Origin of the sequence: Ideonella sp. (assembly GCF_041918995.1) — a bacterium.
Taxonomy (GTDB): Bacteria; Pseudomonadota; Gammaproteobacteria; order Burkholderiales; family Burkholderiaceae_C; genus Ideonella.
Genome location: NZ_JAYRUN010000001.1, coordinates 101423 through 121979, shown reverse-complemented (window position 1 = coordinate 121979; position 20557 = coordinate 101423). Strand labels below are relative to the sequence as shown.

The following is a 20557-nucleotide window of genomic DNA, read 5'->3' as shown; positions in this document are numbered from 1 at the left end:
GCCGTTCGTCCGTCGCGGGCCGCCCGGGGGGGGCTGCCAGGCCGATCATGGCCAGATGGACCGTTTCCCGCATCCCTCGACGACCCGTCGGCGGCGTCCGTCCGGCTTCACGCTGGTCGAGATGCTCGTCACCTTCGCCATCGCCGCGGTGCTCGTCGCGCTTGCCGCACCCGCGATGACCAGCTTCCTGGCCGAACAGGCCGCGGCCGGCAACGCCGACGAGCTGGCATCCGATCTGCGGTTCGCGCGGTCGGAGGCGGTCAAGCGGTCTGCCAGCATCACCGTCTGCGCCAGCAGCGACGGCTCCACCTGCGGGGAAGACTGGGCCGCGGGCTGGATCATCTCGGCGGGCGACAACCTGCTGAAGGTGCAGAACGGCCTGCGTGCGATGGACCATGTCGATGCGGACGCGGATTCCGTGACCTTCGCCCCCAATGGCCTGGTCTCCGACGGCGGCGGCAGCGGCTTCACCTTCGTGCCCACGGGTGGCGACACCAACCTGCAGCGTGTGGTGCAGCTCGACGTGCAGGGCAAGGTGCAGGTCACCAAGGGGAGCTCCTGATGGATCGGCTCACACCGGGGCGCCGGCAGCGCGGCGTGTCCCTGATCGAGGTGCTGGTGGCGATGCTCATCGTGTCGCTGGGTGTGCTGGCCATGGCCGGCCTGCTCGCCACGGCGTCGCGCTACGGCCGCACCAGCGAGTTCCGCGCAGTGGCCACCCTGCTGGCCAATGACATGGCGGACCGGATCCGTGCCAACAAGGCCGCGCTGGACGACCGGTTGGCGGGGGGAGCGCTGACGAACTACGACATGACCGGTGGCTACGACACCTGGGCGGACGAGCCGGCGGATCCGGCGGCGTGCGACATCGCCACCGAGTGCCGCGTGGATGAAATCGCGGCGCAGGACCGGGCCGCCTGGGCGCACGCCGTGTTCACCGGCCTGCCGGGCGGCGCCGGCTTCGTGTCCGTGTCCGAGCCCTTGGCCGCCGTGGGCGCCGACAGCCGAAGGAACTTCACCGCTGACATCTGGGTGGCCTGGCTGGATCCCGATGCCGATGACGACCAGCCGGTGGCTGAGAACGAATGTCCGGAGGCCTTCCGCGGACAAACCCCGCAGCCGCGCTGCGCCTTCTTCCGCGTGGGGCTGTGACCATGCACGCACACCGACTTGCGCTCCGCCAGGCGGGCTTCTCGCTCATCGAGCTGATGATCTCCATGGTCATCGGCCTGGTGGTCATTGGCGCCATGTTCGCGGCCTACGTGGGCAGCGGCCTGTCCAGCCGCAACACACGCGCCATGTCCCAGATCACCGAGGACGCCAGCATCGCGCTGAGCGTGATGCGCTCGGCGATCGCGGCCACCAGCTACATCGTGCCAGAGGGCTCGGACGCCACCGGCTTCCTCAGTGCCACGGGGAACAGCGGGCGTGACAACACGCTGAGCGGCTGCAACAACACCTTTGAGGACCCGAGCGCCACCCTGGGCACCCTGGATTGCAGCGAGGGCGACGGGCCGCACGCCATCGCGGTCAGCTACGAAGCCGACGCGCAGAACAGCGCCGTGTCAGCCGGTGGCGTGCCGCTGGACTGCCTGGGCAATGAGATCCCCGACAGCGGTGGCGTCCGGCCGGCTTACCAACGCTTCTATATCCAGGACGGCGCGCTGCACTGCCGAGGCCCGGGCAACGACAGCTCGGCCGCCCTGGTGGACAACGTCATCGACATGCGCATCCAGTACGGCGTGGCATGCACCCCGGCGGGCGTGCCGGTCAGCCCCTGTTCGGAGCCCGAGCAGGAGGGGCGTGTGGTGCGCTACATGGACGCCGCGGCGATCCGCGGTGCCGACACCCGGCTGTTCGACTGGGCGGTGTCCGTGCGGCTGTGCGTGACCGTGGCCAGCGCCGACAACGTGCTCGACACGACCACGCAGTACACCAACTGCGATGGCGACAAGGCGGACGCGCCCGATGGTGACTCGGACCGCCGGATGATCCGCTCGTTCACCACCACCATCATGTTGCCCAACCGGCAGGAGGGCCACCTGTGAATACGCTCCGTTCCCGCGGTCGGGCGCTGCAGCGCATTCCCCGAGCGCAGCAGGGGGTGGCCCTGCTCGTGGCGCTGGTCATGCTGGTCATCATCGGCCTGGCGTCGGTGTCGGTCATGCGGGGTGCCCTGAATTCCGACCTGATCGCCAATAACACCCGCGTCCAGTCCCTGGCGACCCAAGCGGCGCAATTGGGCCTGGCCTACTGCGAGCGCCTGTTGAACGACAGCACGCCGTCCGACGGCTCCGACATGGAGAAGCTGCACACGACGGCTGCGGACGCGCCGGCGTTCTACAACACGTTGGCCAACTGGGCGGACGCCAACGTGCACACTGTGCCGGAGGACTGGATGGCGTCCGCGGACAGCAGCTTCAGCCCCGAGAACCGGCCCCAGTGCATGGTGGAGCAGTTGAACAACACGGCAGGGGGCGATGACCGCCAGTTCGCCGTGACCGCCCGGGGCTTCAGCCCGGACTATTCCGCCGACGACAACGGCAACCCGGCTTCCGGGTCCGTCGTGTGGCTGCAGTCGCGCGTGGTCTACGAATGATGCACACGCGCGCCACGTTCCACCATCAACGACTGACCCGGCCGACCCGACCGACCCGACCGACTCACGAGGTCCCCATGTCGCTCTCTACATCTCCTGTGGCCCGCCGCGCCTGGCTCGGCGCCCTGCTGCTGGCTGCCGCGTCCGGCGCCGCCCTGGCCGCCGAACCCGCGCAGATCCCGCTGTCCAGCCGGGTGTCCGACCCACCGACGCCCAACGTCATGGTCACCATCGACGACTCGGGCTCCATGCTGGCCGACTATGTGCCCGAGGGCTCGTTCACGCTCAACGGCTGGACGGGCTCGCTGATCAGCGGCTGGGTCTCGGCGTTCCCCGGTGACTGGCGCAAGCTCTGTTCCGACGCCAAGGCCAGTTGCAGCACGCCGCCCAAGGGTTGGGCATGGGACACCGGCAACTACCTGGACGGCACGGTCACGTCCGTCAAGGGCGGCACCGGGGAAACCAACTTCCAGCGGCGGTTCCGCTCGCCCGACGTCAACAAGATCTTCTACAACCCCGACGTGCGCTACCAGCCGTGGTGGAAGCCCGATGGCAGCGCCCGCATGGCGAACGCCATCGCCTCGGCCGCGCGGTTCGATCCCATCTACAACTCGGGCACCATCAACCTCACCGCCAAGCTGACGGGCAAGACGCGCTGGTACACCGGGCCCACGAGCTACGTCGATGAGTCCCGCGATTTCTACCCCGGCTTGGTGTACCGCCTGAAGGCCGGCGGCAATCCGGATGTGGCGGCCAACTGGACGCGCTACGACATCAACGTGGATGGGGAACACGCGCCGACCACCAAGCACCCGAACCGCACCGATTGCGCGGGCACACGCTGCACGCAGACCGAGGAGCGCCAGAACTTCGCGAACTGGTTCACCTACTACCGCATGCGCGAGCTGCTCACCAAGGGCGCCGTGTCGGAGTCCCTGTACGCCTTCAAGGACAAGCTGCGTGTGGGCTGGGGACGCATCAACAAGACCTCCGAGTCCAACATCGACGGCATCAACTTCTCGGTGATCGAGACGCCTGCGAACGGGGGGCCGATCCGCCAGTTCAACGCGGCCCGCATGCAGACCGTGCTGACGGGCGTCCAGAACATCCTGTCCTGGCCCAGCACGCCGCTGCGCACGGCGCTGGACGAGGTGGGCAGCTACTTCAAGCGTGACAGCAGCACGCAGGGTGGCAGCCCGTGGCTGGAGGACCCGGGCACCGCAGGCTCGGCCAAGCTCGCCTGCCGCCGGTCCGTGAGCCTGCTCATGACGGACGGCTACTACAACGACAGCTACAGCGGTGCAGGGGATGTCGACGGGGTCAATGGCCCCGACTATGCGGGCGCCAACCCGAACGGCTACACGCCCACACGCTACACGGCGGAGAAGCCGTACATCGACGGCCCGCCCACGGTGTCGAACACCCTGGCCGACGTGGCGATGAAGTACTTCGTCAACGACCTGGACCCCACCATCGACAACAAGGTGTGGACGGTCGACGGGGACATTGCCTTCTGGCAGCACCTGACGCAGTTCATGGTGGGCTTCGGGGTGAAGGGCACGCTCGATTCGTCCACGGCGGAGAAGAAGGCGGAAACGCTCGCGCTGCTGAAGAGCGGCGCGGTGAAGTGGCCGAACCCCACCTCCGGCAGCCCGCAGAAGATCGACGACATGTGGCATGCGGCCGTGAACACGGGAGGCGACTTCTACTCGGTGTCCAACGTCACGGAGCTGACCGAGGCCCTGGTGGACGCCTTCGGCAAGGCCGCGGGCAGCGAGGCCAAGGAGGCCGGCGTGTCGGTGGCCATGCCCTTCACCGCGGCGGACAACGTGAAGTACGTGCCCAAGTACAAGTCGGTGTCCTGGTATGGCGACGTGGAGGCCTACGAGCTGTCCGAGACGGGCAAGCAGGAAAGCCTGAAGTGGAAGGCCAGCGACGCCGTGCCTGCCGCCGCCAACCGCAACCTGTTCACCTGGGACGGCACCTCGGGCGTTCAGTTCAAGTGGGGCACGGGTGGCATGGGCTCGGTGAACCAGGCGCTGGTCGGCACCGAGACGCTCACCAACTTCATCCGCGGCGACCACAGCCAGGAAGGTGACGGCAAGCTGTACCGCGACCGCGGCGGCAAGGTGCTGGGCGACTTCGTGAACTCGCCGCCGGTGCTGGTGGGCTCCTACCTGAACCACGGCTACTCGGCGATCGACGGCAGCTACACCGACTACCTGGTGAGCAAGCGCACCGGTCGGCTGGAGCCGCTGGTCGTCGTGGGCGGCAACGGCGGCATGCTGCACTTCTTCCGCGGCAGCGACGGCACCGAGGTGTTCGGCTACCTGCCGCGCACCGGCCTGCCGAACCTGAAGCTCATCGCGGACAAGGACTACGGTGGCAACGACAACTTCCACCGCTTCTTCGTGGACGGCCCGATGACGGAGACCGACGTGAAGATCGGCGGCCAATGGACCAACGTGGTGGTCGGCGCCATGGGCGCGGGCGGCAAGTCGTTCTTCACGCTGCGCATTCCCACCGCCTACGGCACACCGACGGCCACCGACTTCGGGGCCAGCACCGTGCTGTGGGAGAAAACCGGCGCCACGGATGCCGACATCGGCTACATGTTTGCGGATTTCGCCGCCGGCAAGGTCAAGAACGGTGGCTGGAAGATCTTCGTCGGCAACGGCGTGTACAGCACGAACGGCAACGCCGTGCTGCTCGTCGTGGATGTCGAAACCGGCAACATCGACAAGAAGATCACCGTGGCCACCGGCGGCGACACCGGCCTGATGGGCGTGTCGCTCATGCGCGACGCCACCACGGGTGAGGTGGTGGGCGCCTATGCGGGCGACATGAAGGGCAACCTGTGGCGCTTCGACTTCGAAGGCGGGGCGCCGTCCGACTGGAAGGCCGGCTTCGGTGGCGAGCCGCTGTTCGTCGCCACCGATGCGGGCGGGCAGCGCCAGCCGATCACCGCACCGCCGGTGTACGTGGCGCACGGCGAACGCGGTCGCGTGGTGCTCTTCGGCACCGGCAAGCTGGTCGACGAGGCCGACTCGCTGGACTCGGAAACGCAGACTTACTATGGCGTCTGGGATCCGACCGAGGTCGGCGCGTCCTCCGTCGGTGACTCGAGCCCCTTCAACAGCATCTCGCCCGACCGAAGCGCGCTGCAGGTGCAGACGATCCTCACGGACCCGATCACCGACGACAACGGCACCTATTACAAGGTGGACTCGAAGGAGGTGGACTGGAACACGCACAAGGGCTGGCTCATCGACCTGCCGTGGAGCCGCCAGCGTGTCATCTACCCCTCCATGGTGCTGGCAGGTGAGTACGTGTACTTCAGCTCGCTGGTGCCGGCCGCGCCGGCGGAGCAGTGCGACGTGTCCACCGGCGAGGGCTACAACTTCCTGCTGCGTGCGGTGGATGGTGGCGTCCTCACCGACCCGGTGTTCGATACCGACGGCGATGGCGACATCGACGATGAAGACCAGGTGGTGCAGGGCAAGAAGGCGCTGGCCGACGGCCGGGATGGCCTCATCCTGGACGGCGGTGGCGATGGTGGCGATCCGCCGACGGACTCGGAATGCGTGAACGGCTGGCGCACCTACTACTTCGTGGACACCACCGGCAACGTGCAGCAGGCCCGCGTGCCGTGCACGTCCTCGGATGGTCCCAAGGACCGTGTCTGGAAGCAGATCGTGAACCCGCCCACCGGGGGTTGACCATGGGCCACGCGCGCACCGACATTCACGCCATGACGCATCGCACCTACGCCTTCGGGCCGGCCGGGCGGCCGGCCCGAACCGCCGGCTTCACCCTCATCGAACTGATGATCGTGGTGGCCATCATCGGTATCCTGGCCGCCATCGCCTACCCGGCCTACACCGAGCAGGTGCGGCGCGGGAAACGCAGCGACGCCACCACGGTGATGATGGAAGCGGCGCAGTTCATGCAGCGCTACTACAACGCCAACAACTCGTTCGGGGAGACGGACGACGTGCAGACCCTGCTGGATGACGCCAAGCTCGGCAGTTCACCGAAGGGGGCCGCGACGGCGGACTACACCATCACCATCGATGTAGACGACGACGGCCGCGGCTACGAACTCACGGCGGATCCCGCTCATGACGACGAGGCGTGCGGGAACCTGACGCTCACGCACCGCGGCGAAAAGGGCACCTCCACCGACAACGTGGCGGAGTGCTGGCGTTGATCGTCCCCGCGGCATCGCGCCGCGGGCTTCGGCTCAGATTTCCTTGATGAGCCGGCTGAACTCGTCCACGTCCTCGAAGCTCCGGTACACGGAGGCAAAGCGGACGTAGGCGACCTTGTCCAGGCGCTTGAGCTCGCGCATGACGAGCTCGCCCACGCGGGTGGAGGGCACTTCGCGCAGGCCGCTGGCCAGCAGCTTGTCCTGGATGCGCTCGATGGCGGCATCCACCTGCTCGATGCTCACCTGGCGCTTGCGCAGTGCCAGCGTCATGGAGGCGCGCAGCTTGGCGGGGTCGAACTCCACCCGCGCGCCACTGCGCTTCACCACGGCCGGCAGGGCGATCTCCGCCCGCTCGTAGGTGGTGAAGCGCTTGTCGCACTTGCCGCAGCGCCGGCGGCGCCTCACCACGTCGCCCTCGTCCGATTCCCGGGTCTCCACGACCTGGGTGTCGGCATGGGCACAGTAGGGGCAGCGCATCATTCAACGGCCAGGCGGGCAGGCACTCGGGTGGCCGCGGCTCAACGGTAGACCGGGAAAGCGCGGGTGAGGGCGGCGACCTGCTCGCGCACGCGGGCCAGCGTGGCCTCGTCGTGCGGGTTGTCCAGCACGTCGGCGATGAAGTGGGCCGTCTGGCGCACCTGCTCTTCCTTGAACCCGCGGGTGGTCATCGCCGGGGTGCCCAGGCGGATGCCGCTGGTCACCATGGGCTTCTGCGGGTCGTTCGGGATGCCGTTCTTGTTGCAGGTCATGTGGGCGCTGCCCAGGATGGCCTCGGCTTCCTTGCCCGTCAGGTGCTTGGGCCGCAGGTCCACCAGCATCACGTGGCTCTCGGTGCCGCCGCTGACGATGCGCAGGCCGCGCTCGATGAGCGTCTGAGCCAGCACCTTGGCGTTGGCGACGACCTGGGTCTGGTAGGCCTTGAACTCCGGCGCCAGCGCTTCCTTGAAGGCCACCGCCTTGCCGGCGATGACGTGCATCAACGGGCCGCCCTGGATGCCGGGGAAGATGGCCGAGTTGATCTTCTTGGCGATGTCTTCGCTGTTCGTCAGCACGATGCCGCCGCGCGGCCCGCGCAGGCTCTTGTGCGTGGTGGACGTGACCACGTCGGCATGGGGCACCGGATTCGGGTACACGCCCGCAGCGATGAGGCCAGCGTAGTGGGCCATGTCGACCATGAAGTAGGCGCCGACCGCCTTGGCCACCTTGGCGAAGCGCTCGAAGTCGATGCGCAGGCTGTAGGCCGAGGCGCCCGCGATGATGAGCCTGGGCTTGTGTTCGTGCGCCAGGCGCTCCATCTGGTCGTAGTCGATGGCCTCGTTGGCGTCCAGCCCGTAGCTGACCACCTTGAACCACTTGCCGCTCATGTTGAGCGCCATGCCATGGGTGAGGTGGCCGCCTTCGGCCAGGCTCATGCCCATGATGGTGTCGCCCGGCTGCAGCAGGCCGAAGAACACGGCCTGGTTGGCCTGGGAGCCGGAGTTGGGCTGCACGTTGGCGAAGCCGGCGCCGTACAGCTGCTTCAGGCGGTCGATGGCGAGCTGCTCGACGATGTCCACGTACTCGCAGCCGCCGTAGTAGCGCTTGCCGGGATAACCCTCGGCGTACTTGTTGGTGAGCTGGGAGCCTTGCGCGGCCATCACGGCCGGCGAGGTGTAGTTCTCCGAGGCGATGAGCTCGATGTGCTCTTCCTGGCGGCGGTTTTCGGCCTGGATGGCGGCCCAGAGGTCGGGGTCGACGTGGGCGATCGTCGATTGCGAGCGGTCGAACATGAGGTTTCCTTCAGGACGGGGCGGTCGGGCCCGCGCCGGCCGGCATCGGAACCGGCGGCGGGCAGCCCAGGCGAACGGCGTGAAGCAGGCGGTCTCGACCGCCCTCGCGCTTCCCGGTGGTGATCCACCTCGCGGCGCCTCGCGGGGAGGGGCCCTTATCGCCAGTTGCGCGTGGCGCTAGTGTAGCCGGCCGGGGCGGCTCAGCCGGCGAGGGCGACCTTCTCCGCGGGCGCGGCCAGCGGCGCCGCGTCGGGCGCTGCGGCCGCGCTGCCGGCGCTGCCGGGCGCGGCAGGCACCGTGCGCTCGGCCACGGCGGCCTCGGGCACCACCAGGGGGGCGGACACCGGCACGGACTCGCCCGCGGCCACGCGCGCCAGGTGGCGGTGCTCGGCCAGCACCTTGGCCGCGTAGCCGCCGTCGTCGGCCGCGTTGGCGCTGCCCACGTAGTACTTGAGGCCAGCTTCCAGGCTGCCGGCGCGCGCGATGCACTCCTTGAGCACCTGCACACCGACACGCAGGTTGGTCACGGGGTCGAAGGCGGCCAGGCGGCCACCGAACACCTCGTACTTGTCGTCGTGCACACGTGTCATCACCTGCATCAGGCCCTGGGCACCCACGGAGCTCTGCGCGAAGGGGTTGAAACGCGATTCGATGGCCATCACGGCCAGGATCAGGGTGGGCTCCAGCTTGGCCCGCTGGCCGACGGCCCAGGCTTCCTGCACCAGGCGCGCCACCGGCTCGGGCGCCACGCGGTAGCGGCGCGACAGCCACCTGGCCACGGCCGCCTGCTGGCGGTTGAGCTCCGCCGGGTCCGCCGCCAGCGCCTGGGCCAGCGCGGCCGATTCCGGGCCGTCCGGCTCGGCCACGAAGGCGAGTTCCTCGATGCGCGGTGCATGGCGCTGCTGCAGCCAGTCCAGTGCGCGTTGCTCCACCGCATGGCGCAGGTCGGCGCGGCCGGCCGCGAAGACCACGACGGCGACGACGAGCAGGCCCACCAGGGCCAGCATGTTGTGGCTGACGTCGAGCAGGCCCTGGCCCACGTCACGCAGGAAGATCCCGCCGGAGCGGCGGGCGGCCTGGGCCATGCGCAGCCACCAACGGGGCTCGGTCATGTCCATCCTTTCATCATTCGCGCCAGCGCACGGACGGCGTGGCGGGCCCCTCGGGGGCCCGGCCCCACGCCGGGGGCTGGCGATAATCGGCTGCCACCTCGCAAAGACGCACCGAGGCAAGGTCGGTGGCCGGCGGCAGGGCGGGGCGTCTACCCGTTCAGAAGTGCCTCTCCAGGGCGGCGGGGGTAAACCCGGATCTCAATCGCGGCGCATTGTAGGAAGGCTGGAAATAACCGGTCAAGGATAAGGGCTGCCGCTCTAATAACCATTGATTATGAAGTATCGCGACCTCCGTGATTTCATCCACGGCCTGGAAGGCCGGGGAGAACTGCGTCGCCTGGCGGCCCCGGTGTCCCCGCAGCTCGAGATGACGGCGCTGGCCGACCAGGTGCTGCGTGCCGGCGGGCCGGCGCTGCTGCTGGAAAACGTGCCCGGCTTCACCCAGACCGCGCTGGTCAACCTGTTCGGCACGCCGCGGCGCGTGGCGCTGGGCATGGGCGCCGAGGACGTGTCGGAACTGCGGGACGTGGGCCGGTTGCTCGCGGCGCTGAAGGAACCGGAGCCCCCGGCGTCGCTGCGCGAGGCGGGCAAGCTGTGGGACATGGCCAAGGCGGTGTGGGACATGAAGCCGGCGCGCGTGGGGCATCCGGCGTGCCAGGAGGTGGTGGTGCCCGGGCCGGAGGTGGACCTGTCGCGCTGGCCCATCCAGCACTGCTGGCCGGGCGATGCCGGCCCGCTGCTCACCTGGGGGCTCGTGATCACCCGGGGGCCGCGCACGGCGCCGCGGCCGCGCACGCGCCAGAACCTGGGCATCTACCGCCAGCAGGTGATCGGCCGGCGCCGGCTGATCATGCGGTGGCTGGCCCACCGCGGCGGAGCGCTCGACTTCCGCGACTTCGCCAGGCTGAACCCCGGCGTGCCCTTTCCCATCGCGGTGGCGGTGGGCGCCGATCCGGCGACCACCCTGGGCGCGGTGACGCCCGTGCCGGACACCCTGTCGGAGTACCAATTCGCCGGCCTGCTGCGCGGTGGCCGCACGGAGCTGGCCGACAGCGCCGTGGGGGAGGGTGACCTGAAGCTGCAGGTGCCGGCGACCGCCGAACTGATCCTCGAAGGCCACATCCCGCCCGCACCCGCGGGGTTCGAGGGGCGCAGCGAGCTGGGGGTGCCGCTCAAGGAGGTGAGCGGCTACCTGCACGCCCTGGAAGGCCCCTTCGGCGACCACACCGGCTACTACAACGAACAGGACTGGTTCCCGGTGTTCGAGGTGAGCCGCCTCACCCACCGGCGCGATCCGATCTACCACTCGACCTACACCGGCAAGCCGCCGGACGAGCCGGCCGTGCTCGGGGTGGCGTTGAACGAGGTGTTCGTGCCGATCCTGCAGAAGCAGTTTCCCGAGATCACCGACTTCTACCTGCCGCCCGAGGGCTGCAGCTACCGCATGGCGGTGATCGCCATCCGCAAGAGCTATCCCGGGCATGCCAAGCGGTTGATGTTCGGCCTGTGGAGCTTCCTGCGCCAGTTCATGTACACGAAGTTCATCGTGGTGACCGATGACGACGTGGACATCCGCGACTGGAAGGAGGTGGTGTGGGCCATCACCACGCGCATGGACCCGGTGCGCGACACCACGCTGGTGGGCGACACGCCCATCGACTACCTGGACTTCGCCTCGCCGGTCAGCGGCCTGGGCGGCAAGATGGGGCTCGACGCCACCAACAAGTGGCCTGGCGAGACCTCCCGGGAATGGGGCCGCACCATCCAGATGGACACCGCCGTGTCGTCCCGCATGGCGGGCCTGGTCGAGGCGCTGCTGCGCTGAGCGTCGCGGCGTCCAGGCCACTGGATGCCTGTGTAAAGGCGCTTGATCGAGGCCGTCGGGCGGCGCACACTGGCTTCGCCTCGATGAGGCAAACACCCAAGGCGCAATTCCAGCGCCAACGGCGCCCCGGCCCACTTCCCGCCAGAGCGCCACGTCGAGCGGCCACGCTGCTCACAAGCCCCTCCACCCTCGCGGGACCGGAGGGGCTTCGTCGTTCCAGAACCCGCTTCGGGAGAGAGACCCTCCATGACCGACCGCGCCGCGGCTGCCGACTCCACCGACACCGACACCCACACCCACACCGACTCCGACACCATCACGCTGGGCGGCGGCTGCTTCTGGTGCCTGGAGGCGGTGTACGAGCAGGTGCGGGGCGTGCTTGACGTCGAGCCCGGCTACAGCAACGGCCAGGTGCGCGCCCCCACGTACGAGCAGGTGTGTCGCGGCGATACGGGCCATGTGGAGGTGGTGCGCGTGGTGTTCGACCCGGCACAGGTGAGCCTGCGGCAGCTGCTCGAGGTGTTCTTCGTCGTGCACGACCCCACCACCCTGAACCGCCAAGGCAACGACGTCGGCCCGCAGTACCGCTCGGGCATCTACGTGCACGACGAGCGCCAGGCCGCCGTCGCCCGAGAGGTGATGGACGAGGTGAATGCCGCCTGTGGCGGCCGGGTGGTCACCGAGCTGGCCGCGGAACACAACTACTGGCCGGCGGAGGCCTACCACCGGCACTACTTCGCCAGCCACCCCGAGCAGGGTTACTGCGCCTACGTGGTCGCGCCGAAGGTGGACAAGTTCCGGCGCACCTTCGCCCAGCTGCAGCGCAGCTGACGCGGCCGGGTCAGGGGGCCAGCCGCTCCCGCACCCAGCGGCCGTCCTGCTGCCGGTAGCGCAGCCGGTCGTGCAGGCGCGACTTGCGCCCCTGCCAGAACTCCCAGCCGTCCGGGACGAGCCGGAAGCCCCCCCAATGCGGCGGGCGCGGCGGTTTCAGGCCGTGCTGCGCGGCGGCCCGGGCGGCATTGGCCACCAGCACGCCGCGTGAGGCGATCACCTCGCTCTGCGGCGAGGCCCAGGCGCCCAGCCGGGAGTCGAGCGGACGCGAGTGGAAGTAGGCATCCGATTCCTCGGCGCTGGTGCGCTCCACCGCGCCTTCGATGCGGACCACGCGCTCCAGCTCCACCCAGTGGAACTGCAGGGCGGCGAACGGGTGGGTGGCCAGCTCGCGGCCCTTGCGGCTGCCGTAGTTGGTGTACCAGACGATGCCGCGCTCGTCGAAGCCCTTGATCAGGACCACCCGGGTGGACGGCCGGCCGTCGGGCCCGACGGTGGCCACCGTCATGGCATTGGGTTCGGGGATGCGCGCGTCGATCGCCTCGCGCAGCCAGCGGGAGAACTGCTGCAGGGGATCTTCGGCCGAGGCGGATTCGTCCAGCTCGGCACGTTCGTAGCTCTTGCGCAGGGCAGCGAGGTCGTCCATCCCCGGAGTGTAGGCGGCCTCCGTGGGACCCCGGGCAAGGCCTTAGGTGATCGTCCGACTGTCGGCAGGCGCGCTTCGCACCCATCCTAGCCATGCGCTTCCACTGCACGCCGGTTGCCCGGGAGCCCACCTGCCCCACGAGCGAATGACCCACACCCCGCCCACCTTGATCCTGCTGGGTGTCGCGCGCGGCACCGGCGCCACCGGCACCCGCCATCCCCTGGCCGAGCCGTGGGACGGGCGCAGCGTGCTGGCGGCCACGGTGCGCAATGCGCTGGCCACCGGGTTGCCGCTGGTGGTGGTCACCACGGCCCGCTTCTCGCCGGACGTGGCCGACCAGGTGGCGCGCCGCGACATCGTCGAGCTCGCCGATGCCTGCGCCGGCATGCCTCGCCTGGGCGAGGCGGTGGCGGCCGGGGTGGCGGCCCGGCCCGGGCCCGGCGGGTGGCTCCTGCTGCCCGCGCACATGCCCATGGTGCAGCCCGCCACCCTGCTGCGCGTGGCCGAGGCCCTGGCCTTGCAGTCGGTCGTCTATGCGCAGCACCGCGGCCGCCAGGGCCATCCGATCGGCTTCGGGGCCGAGCTCTTCTCCGAGCTCGTGCGCCTGCCCGCCGACCAGGGGCCGCGGCGCCTGCTCGCGCGCTTTCCCGGCCACGCGGTGGATGTCGACGATGCAGGCGTGCTGTTCGACAGCGACACGGCGGCCGGCCTCGCGGCGCTGGCCCGCCTGCGCCCGCCACCGCCGACCGGCCTGCGCGCGTGAATTGCCCGTGAGGGGCCACGCCAAGGTGGCCGCGGTTTGACCATGTAACCCGGTTACCTGATAATCGAAACCCGAGTTACTTCCGGGCGCCGTCGCCCGTGCCGCTGCCCATGACCAGCCTGCACCCTCTCGTGGCCGACGTCACGGCCCGCATCCGTGAGCGCAGCCGGGGTACCCGCAATGCGTACCTGGCGCAGGTGGACGCCTTGCGCCGGCGGCCGCGCGGGGCGGACCGCATGGGCTGCGCCAACGTGGCCCACGCGTTCGCCGCGATGCCCGCGCCCGACAAGCTGCGCATCGTGGCGGAGCGGGCGCCGCACCTGGGCATCGTCACGGCTTACAACGACATGCTGTCGGCGCACCAGCCCTACGAGAGCTATCCGGAACGTCTGCGCGCCGCCGCCCAGCGGCGGGGCGCCACGGCGCAGGTGGCCGGCGGCGTGCCGGCCATGTGCGACGGCGTCACGCAAGGCTATCCCGGCATGGAGCTGAGCCTGTTCTCGCGTGACACCATCGCGATGTCGACCGCCATCGCGCTGTCGCACGACGTCTTCGATGGCGTGCTGCTGCTGGGCATCTGCGACAAGATCGTCCCCGGCCTGCTCATCGGCGCGCTGCATTTCGGCCATCTGCCGTGCGTGTTCGTGCCGGCGGGTCCGATGTCCTCCGGCCTGTCCAACAGCGAGAAGGCGCGTGTGCGCGAGCTGGCGGCGCAGGGCCAGGTGGGGCGCGCGGAGCTGCTGCAGGCCGAACAGGCGGCCTACCACTCGCCGGGCACCTGCACCTTCTACGGCACGGCCAACTCCAACCAGATGCTGATGGAGGCCATGGGCCTGCATGTGCCCGGCGCGGCGTTCGTCCACCCGCACGAGCCCCTGCGCGATGCGCTCACCGACGAGGCCGTGGAGACCGTGCTGGGCCTGCGGGCCGGCCAGCGGGACCTGCCCATCGGCCACCTGGTGGACGAGCGCAGCATCGTCAACGCCATGGTGGCGCTGCTGGCCACCGGCGGCTCCACCAACCACCTCATCCACTGGGTGGCGGTCGCGCGCGCAGCCGGCATCCTGATCGACTGGAACGACTTCTCCGACCTGTCGGCCGTGGTGCCCCTGCTGGCGCGCGTGTACCCCAACGGCAGTGCGGACGTGAACCAGTTCCAGGCCGCGGGCGGCCCCGCCTTCGTGTTGCGCGAGCTGATGGACGGCGGCTACTTCCATGCCGATGCGCATGCGGCGGCCCGCGGCGGCATGCCGCGTTATGCCGAACAGCCGGCGCTGGACGCGGGCCGCCTGACGTGGCGCGCGCTGCCCGCCGGCACCACCGACCGCAGCGTGCTGCGTCCGGCCAGCGAGCCCTTCTCGCCAACCGGCGGCCTCGCGCTCGTGCAGGGCAACCTCGGGCGGGCGGTCATCAAGGTCTCCGCCGTGCCGGAGGACCGCCATGTGATCGAGGCACCCGCCCGGGTGTTCGACAGCCAGGAGGCCCTGCACGCGGCCTTCCAGGCCGGTGAGCTGGACCGTGACGTGGTCGTGGTGGTGCGTTTCCAGGGCCCGCGTGCCAACGGCATGCCGGAGCTGCACAAGCTCACGCCGCCGCTGGCCGTGCTGCAGGGCAAGGGCTTCCGCGTCGCGCTGGTGACCGACGGCCGCATGAGCGGGGCGTCGGGCAAGGTGCCGGCGGCCATCCATGTGAGCCCCGAGGCGCTCGCCGACGGGCCGCTGGCGCGTGTGCACGACGGCGACCTGATCCGCCTCGACGCGCGCGCCGGCGTGCTGGAGGCCCTGGTGCCGGCCGACGAGTGGGCGCGCCGTCCGCTGGCGCGGCGCAGCGAAGCATCGGCCGAGGCCCATGCCCATGGCCTGGGGCGCGAGCTGTTCGCCGGCATGCGCCGGCATGTCACGAGTGCAGAGCAGGGCGCCTGCACGTGGTTGTGAGGAATCCCATGGACACCCGCGAACTGGCCGCGCACGGCCCGGTCATTCCCGTCATCGTGGTCGACCGTGTCGACGATGCCGTGCCGTTGGCACGTGCGCTGGTGGCCGGCGGCGTGAAGGTGCTGGAGGTCACCCTGCGCACCCCGGCGGCGCTGGCGGCCATCGCGGCCATGGTGCGCGAGGTGCCCGGCGCCATCGTCGGCGCCGGCACGGTGCGCACGGCGGAGGACGCGCGCGCTGCCCGCGATGCCGGCGCCGCCTTCGCCGTGAGCCCCGGCTACACGGCCGCGCTCGGCGCCGCGTGCCGCGGGATCGGCCTGCCGCTGTTGCCCGGCGTGGCGACCGCCAGTGAAGTGATGGCCGCCCAGGACGAGGGACTGTCGTTCCTGAAGTTCTTCCCGGCGGTGGCGGCGGGCGGCGTGCCGATGCTGAAGTCGCTGGCCGGCCCGTTTCCGGATGTGCTGTTCTGCCCCACCGGCGGCATCACGCGGGAGAGCGCGCCGCAGTTCCTGGCCCTGCCGAACGTCAGCGTGTGCGGCGGCTCGTGGCTGACGCCGGCCGATGCCATCCGGGCCGGCGACTGGGACCGCGTGAGGCGCCTGGCGGCCGAGGCGGCCGCCCTGCCGCGCCCGGCGGCCTGAGTCAGCGCGCCTCGCGGTCCAGCCACACGCACATGCCCTGGGCGTTGAGTTCCACGTCGAGCGCCAGCAGCTCGTCGATGTGGGCATCGGCGAGCGCGCAACCGTGGGCGCGCAGGCTGCGGCGGTAGAGCTGGCGCAGGCCCTCGCTGAGCGCCGTGTGGCGCGCCGCGGTGTCCGCCATCGGCGCGAGCGTCCGCCCCAGGGCGACCACCTCGTCCAGCAGGTGCAGCAGCTGGGTCCCCAGCGCCGGCACGTCCCGCACCCGACCGTAATGGGTGAGGTACATGCAGGCCGGGGCTCGCCCGAGCAGCCGCTCGATGGACTGGCGCAACGCGGCCGGCTGGAACTGTACCGGCGTCGTCGTCGGCTGGATCCAGGCCCGACCGTCGGCCGTGTCGAACTCGCGGTACGAGAGCCCGAAGGTGTCACCGGTGAACCAGCCCTGCGACACCGGGTCCCAGATGCAATGGTGGTGCAGGGCATGGCCCGGTGTGTCGATGAGCTCCAGCTGGCGGCCGCCCAGCGGCACGCGCATGCCGTCCTCGCTGGTGCGCACGCGGGCGGCGTCCACGCCCACCAGTTCACCGTAGGCGCGGTCCATCTCGGCCTGGCCGTACACGGCCAGGGCACCCTGGTACAGGGCGCTGGGGTCGATCATGTGGCGCGCGCCCCGCGGATGCACCAGCAGCGTGGCGTGCGGCAGGGCCTGCATCAGCGGGCCCACGCCGCCCGCATGGTCCAGGTGCACATGGGTGGGAATCACCCAGTCCACCGCGTCCACCCCCAGACCGACGGCGGACAGGGCCCCGATCAGGCGGGGCAGGGCGTGGCGGGTGCCGGTGTCGATGAAGGCCGCGCGGCCACCGTCGACCACCAGGTAGGCCGCGTCGAAGCGTGCGCGCTGGAAGCCGGTGTCGATGGCATGGACGCCATGGCCCAGCGTCTCCAGCCACTCGGGCGCGGAGGCGCTCACTGCGCCAGCGCGACGGCGCTCAGGCGTGCCACGTCGGCCGCACCGTCCGTGCCCTGCACGCTGCGCAGCACCTGCACGCCCTTGGCGCGCGTCTTCGGCGATTGCATCAGGGCCTGGCCCAGGCGCAGCTTGGCGTCCTCCGGGCGCTTCAGGCCGCCCTTGGTGATGCCTTGCTGGATCAGGTCGGCGCCTTGCTCGGCCCGGCCCAGGCTGACGGCGACCGTGCCCACCTGGACGAGCGCGTCGCCCGTGCGCTCGGCCTTGGCCGAGGCGATCTCCTTGTCGAGGCCCGCACGCACCTCGGCGTCCTGCTTCACGGCCAGGGCCTGCAGGCGCTTGTGGCGCTCGGCTTCGGCGCCGGTACCCAGCGCGCCGGCGGCGAAGCCCTTGTCCACGATGGCCTTGCCCTCGGCGGCATAGCCGGCCTGCAGCGCGAGCTGGGCCATCTCCATGTACTCGTCGGTCTTGGCGAGGTTGCCGGTGGCGAGCTTCAGGCGCATCACGTCCAGCGCGAAGCGGTCGGAGAAGCCGGCCTTGCGCGGCAGCCGGCCCAGCAGCGCGGCCCAGTAGTCCTTCTTGGGGTAGTGGGCCACCAGCTTCTCCAGCGTGGCGATCTGGGCCGCGCTGTTGTTGAGGCGCTGGTAGGCGTCGGCCAGGCGCAGCAGGTCGCCCTCGTCGGGACGGCGTCCGGCCTGCTCGGCGGCGGACACCGCCGCAGCGGCGTCCTTGGCGATGGCGCCATAGTCGCCGCTCTGCGACTGCAGGTAGCTCTGCAGCTGCTTGAGCGAAGCGCTGTTGGCGCCGAGCGACTGCGCTTTGCTCACCCACTGCTGGGCCTTGGCGTTGTTGCCCGTCTGCGAATAGGCGAAGGCCAGCGATTCGGCCACCTGGGCCTGCTCCGCACCACTGAGCTTGCCGCTGGCGAACGCCGCCTCGAAGGCCTGCGCGGCGGTGGCGTTGTCGCCGGCGCGCTGGGCGGCCGAGCCCTTCATGCGGTCGACCAGGAACTGCTCATGGGCCGACTTGCCGCCCACCGCCTCGGCCTCGCGCACCTTGGCCAGGGCCTCGCGGCCCTTGCCGGCGCGCAGCAACTCGCCGGCCTGCTGCAGCGGCTTGCCGATTTCAGGACGGACGCTCTGCGCCTGGGCCAGGCTCAGGCAGCCGGCGGCGACGAGAGCCACGGTGAGGGCACGCAGGTGTTTCATGGGTGGGTTCCGGACGGGGTCTGGGTGAGGGGGCAGGGGGCCGCAAGGCCTCTCCAACGCAAACGGGGATCGAACCGATGACGGCCGATCCCCGGCAAGACACGTGCGGCAGGGCGCGTCAGTTCATGAACTGCTCGTTGCCGACGATGCCGATCTTGGTGACGCCCAGGCGCTGCGCCTCGGCCATCACCATGGCCACGTGCTTGTACGTGACCAGCTTGTTGGGCCGCAGGTGCACCTCGGGCTGGTCGGGCAGCTGGCCGGTGCGGTACAGGCGGGCCTGCAGGTCGCCGCGGCTGGTCACCAGCTCGCCGTTCCAGGTGATGGCGCCGTCGAAGTCCACGTCGATGCGGACGATCTCGGGCGGCTTGGGCGGCGGCGGGTTGTTCGAGTTGACCGGCATGTTCATCTTCACCGCGTGCGTCTGCACCGGAATGGTGATGATGAACATGATCAGCAGCACGAGCATCACGTCGATGAGCGGCGTGGTGTTCATCTCGACCATCACGTCGTCTTCGGCGGCGGAGCCAACGCTCATTCCCATGGTCGGTTTCCTTTCTCAGTTCTTCGCGGGCGGTTCGGTGATGAAACCGACCTTGGCGATGCCTGCGCGCTGGCAGGCGACGATCAGGCGGCCGACCGACTCGTAGCGCACGTTCTCGTCCCCCCGGATGTGCACCTCGGGCTGCGGCTCCTTGACCGCCTCCTTCTTCAGTGCCTCGACCAGGGCCTCGTTGTCCGACATGCGCTTGGTGTTCCAGTAGACATCGCCGTCCTTCGTCACGGCCAGCAGGATGTTCTCCGGCTTGGTCTGGGTGGGGACGTTGATCTCCTTGGGCAGGCTCAGCTGCACCGACTGGGTGACCACGGGGACCGTGATCAGGAAGATGATCAGCAGCACCAGCATCACGTCCACCAGGGGCGTGGTGTTGATGGAGGAGTTCATCTGTTCGTCGCCGTCGTCCGGCGTGCCAACGCTCATGGCCATGGCTGTTCCTTCGCTCGTTCGCTGGGGCGCCGCTCAGGCGGCGCTCGGGTGCCGGGCGGACGGCCTCGTGGGCCGGCCCGGCACCGTGTCAGGCTCTCAGCGCTTGCCCGCCAGCAGCACGTTGTGCAGGTCGGCGGAGAAGGCGCGCACGCGTTCCATGGCCACCTTGTTGCGGCGGATCAGCCAGTTGTAGCCCATCACCGCAGGCACCGCGACGGCCAGGCCGACGGCGGTCATGATCAGGGCGGCGCCCACGGGGCCGGCCACCTTGTCGATCGAGGCCTGGCCCGACACGCCGATGGCGGTCAGGGCGTTGTAGATGCCCCAGACGGTACCGAACAGGCCGACGAAGGGGGCGGTGGAGCCGACGGTGGCCAGGAAGGCCAGGCCGTCCTGCAGGCGGCTGTTGATGTTGTCCACCGAGCGCTGCACGCTCATGCCCACCCAGGTGTGGCGATCGATCTGCTCGGTCAGCGTGCCTTCGTGGTGGTCAGCCGCCTTCAGGCCCTGCTCGGCGATGTAGCGGAAGGCGCTGGCTTCTTCCAGCGTCTCGGCACCCTTCTTCACCGAGCCGGCCGTCCAGAAGGACTGGGAGGCGGCGGAGGCGCTCTTGAGCAGCTTGTGCTGTTCCCACACCTTCGTGAAGATGATGTACCAGCTGCCCATGGACATGATCAGCATGATGACCAGGGTGATGCGGTCGACCCAGCCGCCGTGCTCCCACAGGGCCTTCAGGCCGTAGGGGTTGTCGATCTCTTCCTTCTTCACCTCGGGCTGGATGCCCGCGGCCGGCACGGCCGGCTCGGCAGCCGGGGCGGCGGCCGGTGCCGCATCGGCGGCGGGCGCGGACGCCGCGGTGTCCTGGGCGAAGGCACCGGCGGGAGCCAGGGCGACGGTGCCCAGCAGGGCGATGCTGGCGGCCAGGAAGGGGGCGCGCACGAGTTTCAGAAAGGACATGGTTCCTCCAGGGGGCAAGGGGCGGTCGGCGCAGCGGTGAGGGTGCTCGGCGTGCTGCGCCGGTTTGTTGAAAGGGGACGGCCGCGGTGGCCGGGTCGGGGCGC

20 protein-coding genes and 1 riboswitch are annotated in these 20557 nt (G+C 70.0%); of the genes, 11 read left to right on the top strand and 9 right to left on the bottom strand.

All coding sequences use genetic code 11. The features are described 5' to 3' along the window. Positions 1-55: 55 nt before the first annotated feature. From ACE3UN_RS00585 to ACE3UN_RS00560, 6 genes are all read left to right on the top strand, one after another. Complete coding sequence (locus tag ACE3UN_RS00585; protein WP_374672953.1) at positions 56-562, top strand: GspH/FimT family pseudopilin; 507 nt, start codon at positions 56-58, stop codon at positions 560-562. After that, complete coding sequence (pilV, locus tag ACE3UN_RS00580) at positions 562-1152, top strand: type IV pilus modification protein PilV (RefSeq protein ID WP_374672952.1); 591 nt, start codon at positions 562-564, stop codon at positions 1150-1152. The genes ACE3UN_RS00585 and pilV overlap by 1 nt, the downstream gene beginning before the upstream one ends. A gap of 2 nt (positions 1153-1154) precedes the next feature. Beyond that, on the top strand, positions 1155-2048 hold the full coding sequence (locus ACE3UN_RS00575) for a PilW family protein (RefSeq protein WP_374672951.1): 894 nt from the start codon (positions 1155-1157) through the stop codon (positions 2046-2048). After that, on the top strand, positions 2045-2599 hold the full coding sequence (locus ACE3UN_RS00570) for a hypothetical protein (protein ID WP_374672950.1): 555 nt from the start codon (positions 2045-2047) through the stop codon (positions 2597-2599). Before ACE3UN_RS00575 ends, ACE3UN_RS00570 begins: the two co-directional genes overlap by 4 nt. Before the next feature lie 77 nt (positions 2600-2676). Beyond that, positions 2677-6318, top strand: coding sequence for a pilus assembly protein (locus tag ACE3UN_RS00565; RefSeq protein ID WP_374672949.1), 3642 nt, complete (start codon positions 2677-2679; stop codon positions 6316-6318). A 32-nt stretch (positions 6319-6350) separates the two neighbouring features. After that, a complete protein-coding gene (locus tag ACE3UN_RS00560) occupies positions 6351-6809 on the top strand; it encodes a type IV pilin protein (RefSeq protein WP_374672948.1) in 459 nt (152 codons plus the stop codon). A 33-nt stretch (positions 6810-6842) separates the two neighbouring features. Here ACE3UN_RS00560 and nrdR read toward each other — a convergent pair whose 3' ends face one another. From nrdR to ACE3UN_RS00545, 3 genes are all read right to left on the bottom strand, one after another. Then, entirely contained in the window at positions 6843-7286 is a 444-nt protein-coding gene (gene nrdR, locus ACE3UN_RS00555) for a transcriptional regulator NrdR (protein ID WP_374673183.1), read from the bottom strand. 41 nt (positions 7287-7327) lie between these two features. Then, on the bottom strand, positions 7328-8578 hold the full coding sequence (gene glyA / locus ACE3UN_RS00550; protein WP_374672947.1) for a serine hydroxymethyltransferase: 1251 nt from the start codon (positions 8576-8578) through the stop codon (positions 7328-7330). A gap of 57 nt (positions 8579-8635) precedes the next feature. Continuing rightward, positions 8636-8757, bottom strand: a riboswitch (ZMP/ZTP riboswitch). Positions 8758-8778: 21 nt separating this feature from the next. Further along, on the bottom strand, positions 8779-9690 hold the full coding sequence (locus tag ACE3UN_RS00545) for a transglycosylase SLT domain-containing protein (protein WP_374672946.1): 912 nt from the start codon (positions 9688-9690) through the stop codon (positions 8779-8781). A 274-nt stretch (positions 9691-9964) separates the two neighbouring features. On the opposite strand from ACE3UN_RS00545, the gene ACE3UN_RS00540 reads away from it, so the two are divergent. Together ACE3UN_RS00540 and msrA are read left to right on the top strand one after the other, a co-directional pair. Next, the gene (locus ACE3UN_RS00540) at positions 9965-11515 is read left to right on the top strand and encodes a UbiD family decarboxylase domain-containing protein (protein WP_374672945.1); all 1551 of its coding nucleotides are present in this window, start codon (positions 9965-9967) and stop codon (positions 11513-11515) included. Positions 11516-11761: 246 nt separating this feature from the next. Next, the gene (gene msrA, locus ACE3UN_RS00535) at positions 11762-12346 is read left to right on the top strand and encodes a peptide-methionine (S)-S-oxide reductase MsrA (RefSeq protein ID WP_374672944.1); all 585 of its coding nucleotides are present in this window, start codon (positions 11762-11764) and stop codon (positions 12344-12346) included. A gap of 10 nt (positions 12347-12356) precedes the next feature. Here msrA and pdxH read toward each other — a convergent pair whose 3' ends face one another. Beyond that, entirely contained in the window at positions 12357-12992 is a 636-nt protein-coding gene (gene pdxH, locus ACE3UN_RS00530; RefSeq protein WP_374672943.1) for a pyridoxamine 5'-phosphate oxidase, read from the bottom strand. Between the two features lie 145 nt (positions 12993-13137). Here pdxH and ACE3UN_RS00525 point away from each other — a divergent pair, with 145 nt between their 5' ends. The 3 genes from ACE3UN_RS00525 to eda all read left to right on the top strand — a co-directional run bounded on the left by ACE3UN_RS00525 (position 13138) and on the right by eda (position 16330). Next, complete coding sequence (locus tag ACE3UN_RS00525; RefSeq protein WP_374672942.1) at positions 13138-13755, top strand: NTP transferase domain-containing protein; 618 nt, start codon at positions 13138-13140, stop codon at positions 13753-13755. Positions 13756-13865: 110 nt separating this feature from the next. Then, positions 13866-15689, top strand: coding sequence for a phosphogluconate dehydratase (edd, locus tag ACE3UN_RS00520; RefSeq protein WP_374672941.1), 1824 nt, complete (start codon positions 13866-13868; stop codon positions 15687-15689). A gap of 8 nt (positions 15690-15697) precedes the next feature. Further along, the gene (gene eda / locus ACE3UN_RS00515) at positions 15698-16330 is read left to right on the top strand and encodes a bifunctional 4-hydroxy-2-oxoglutarate aldolase/2-dehydro-3-deoxy-phosphogluconate aldolase (RefSeq protein WP_374672940.1); all 633 of its coding nucleotides are present in this window, start codon (positions 15698-15700) and stop codon (positions 16328-16330) included. A 1-nt stretch (position 16331) separates the two neighbouring features. On the opposite strand, the gene ACE3UN_RS00510 is transcribed toward eda, so the two are convergent. The 5 genes from ACE3UN_RS00510 to ACE3UN_RS00490 all read right to left on the bottom strand — a co-directional run bounded on the left by ACE3UN_RS00510 (position 16332) and on the right by ACE3UN_RS00490 (position 20453). Next, entirely contained in the window at positions 16332-17303 is a 972-nt protein-coding gene (locus ACE3UN_RS00510; RefSeq protein WP_374672939.1) for an MBL fold metallo-hydrolase, read from the bottom strand. Next, positions 17300-18508: a hypothetical protein gene (locus ACE3UN_RS00505; RefSeq protein ID WP_374672938.1), complete on the bottom strand. Its 1209-nt coding sequence runs from the start codon at positions 18506-18508 to the stop codon at positions 17300-17302. Before ACE3UN_RS00505 ends, ACE3UN_RS00510 begins: the two co-directional genes overlap by 4 nt. A gap of 118 nt (positions 18509-18626) precedes the next feature. After that, complete coding sequence (locus ACE3UN_RS00500; protein ID WP_374672937.1) at positions 18627-19052, bottom strand: ExbD/TolR family protein; 426 nt, start codon at positions 19050-19052, stop codon at positions 18627-18629. Positions 19053-19067: 15 nt separating this feature from the next. Continuing rightward, entirely contained in the window at positions 19068-19496 is a 429-nt protein-coding gene (locus ACE3UN_RS00495) for an ExbD/TolR family protein (RefSeq protein ID WP_374672936.1), read from the bottom strand. Between the two features lie 96 nt (positions 19497-19592). Continuing rightward, positions 19593-20453 carry a MotA/TolQ/ExbB proton channel family protein gene (locus ACE3UN_RS00490; RefSeq protein ID WP_374672935.1) on the bottom strand — a complete coding sequence of 287 codons (861 nt, stop codon included), beginning with the start codon at positions 20451-20453 and terminating at the stop codon, positions 19593-19595. Positions 20454-20557: the final 104 nt, after the last annotated feature.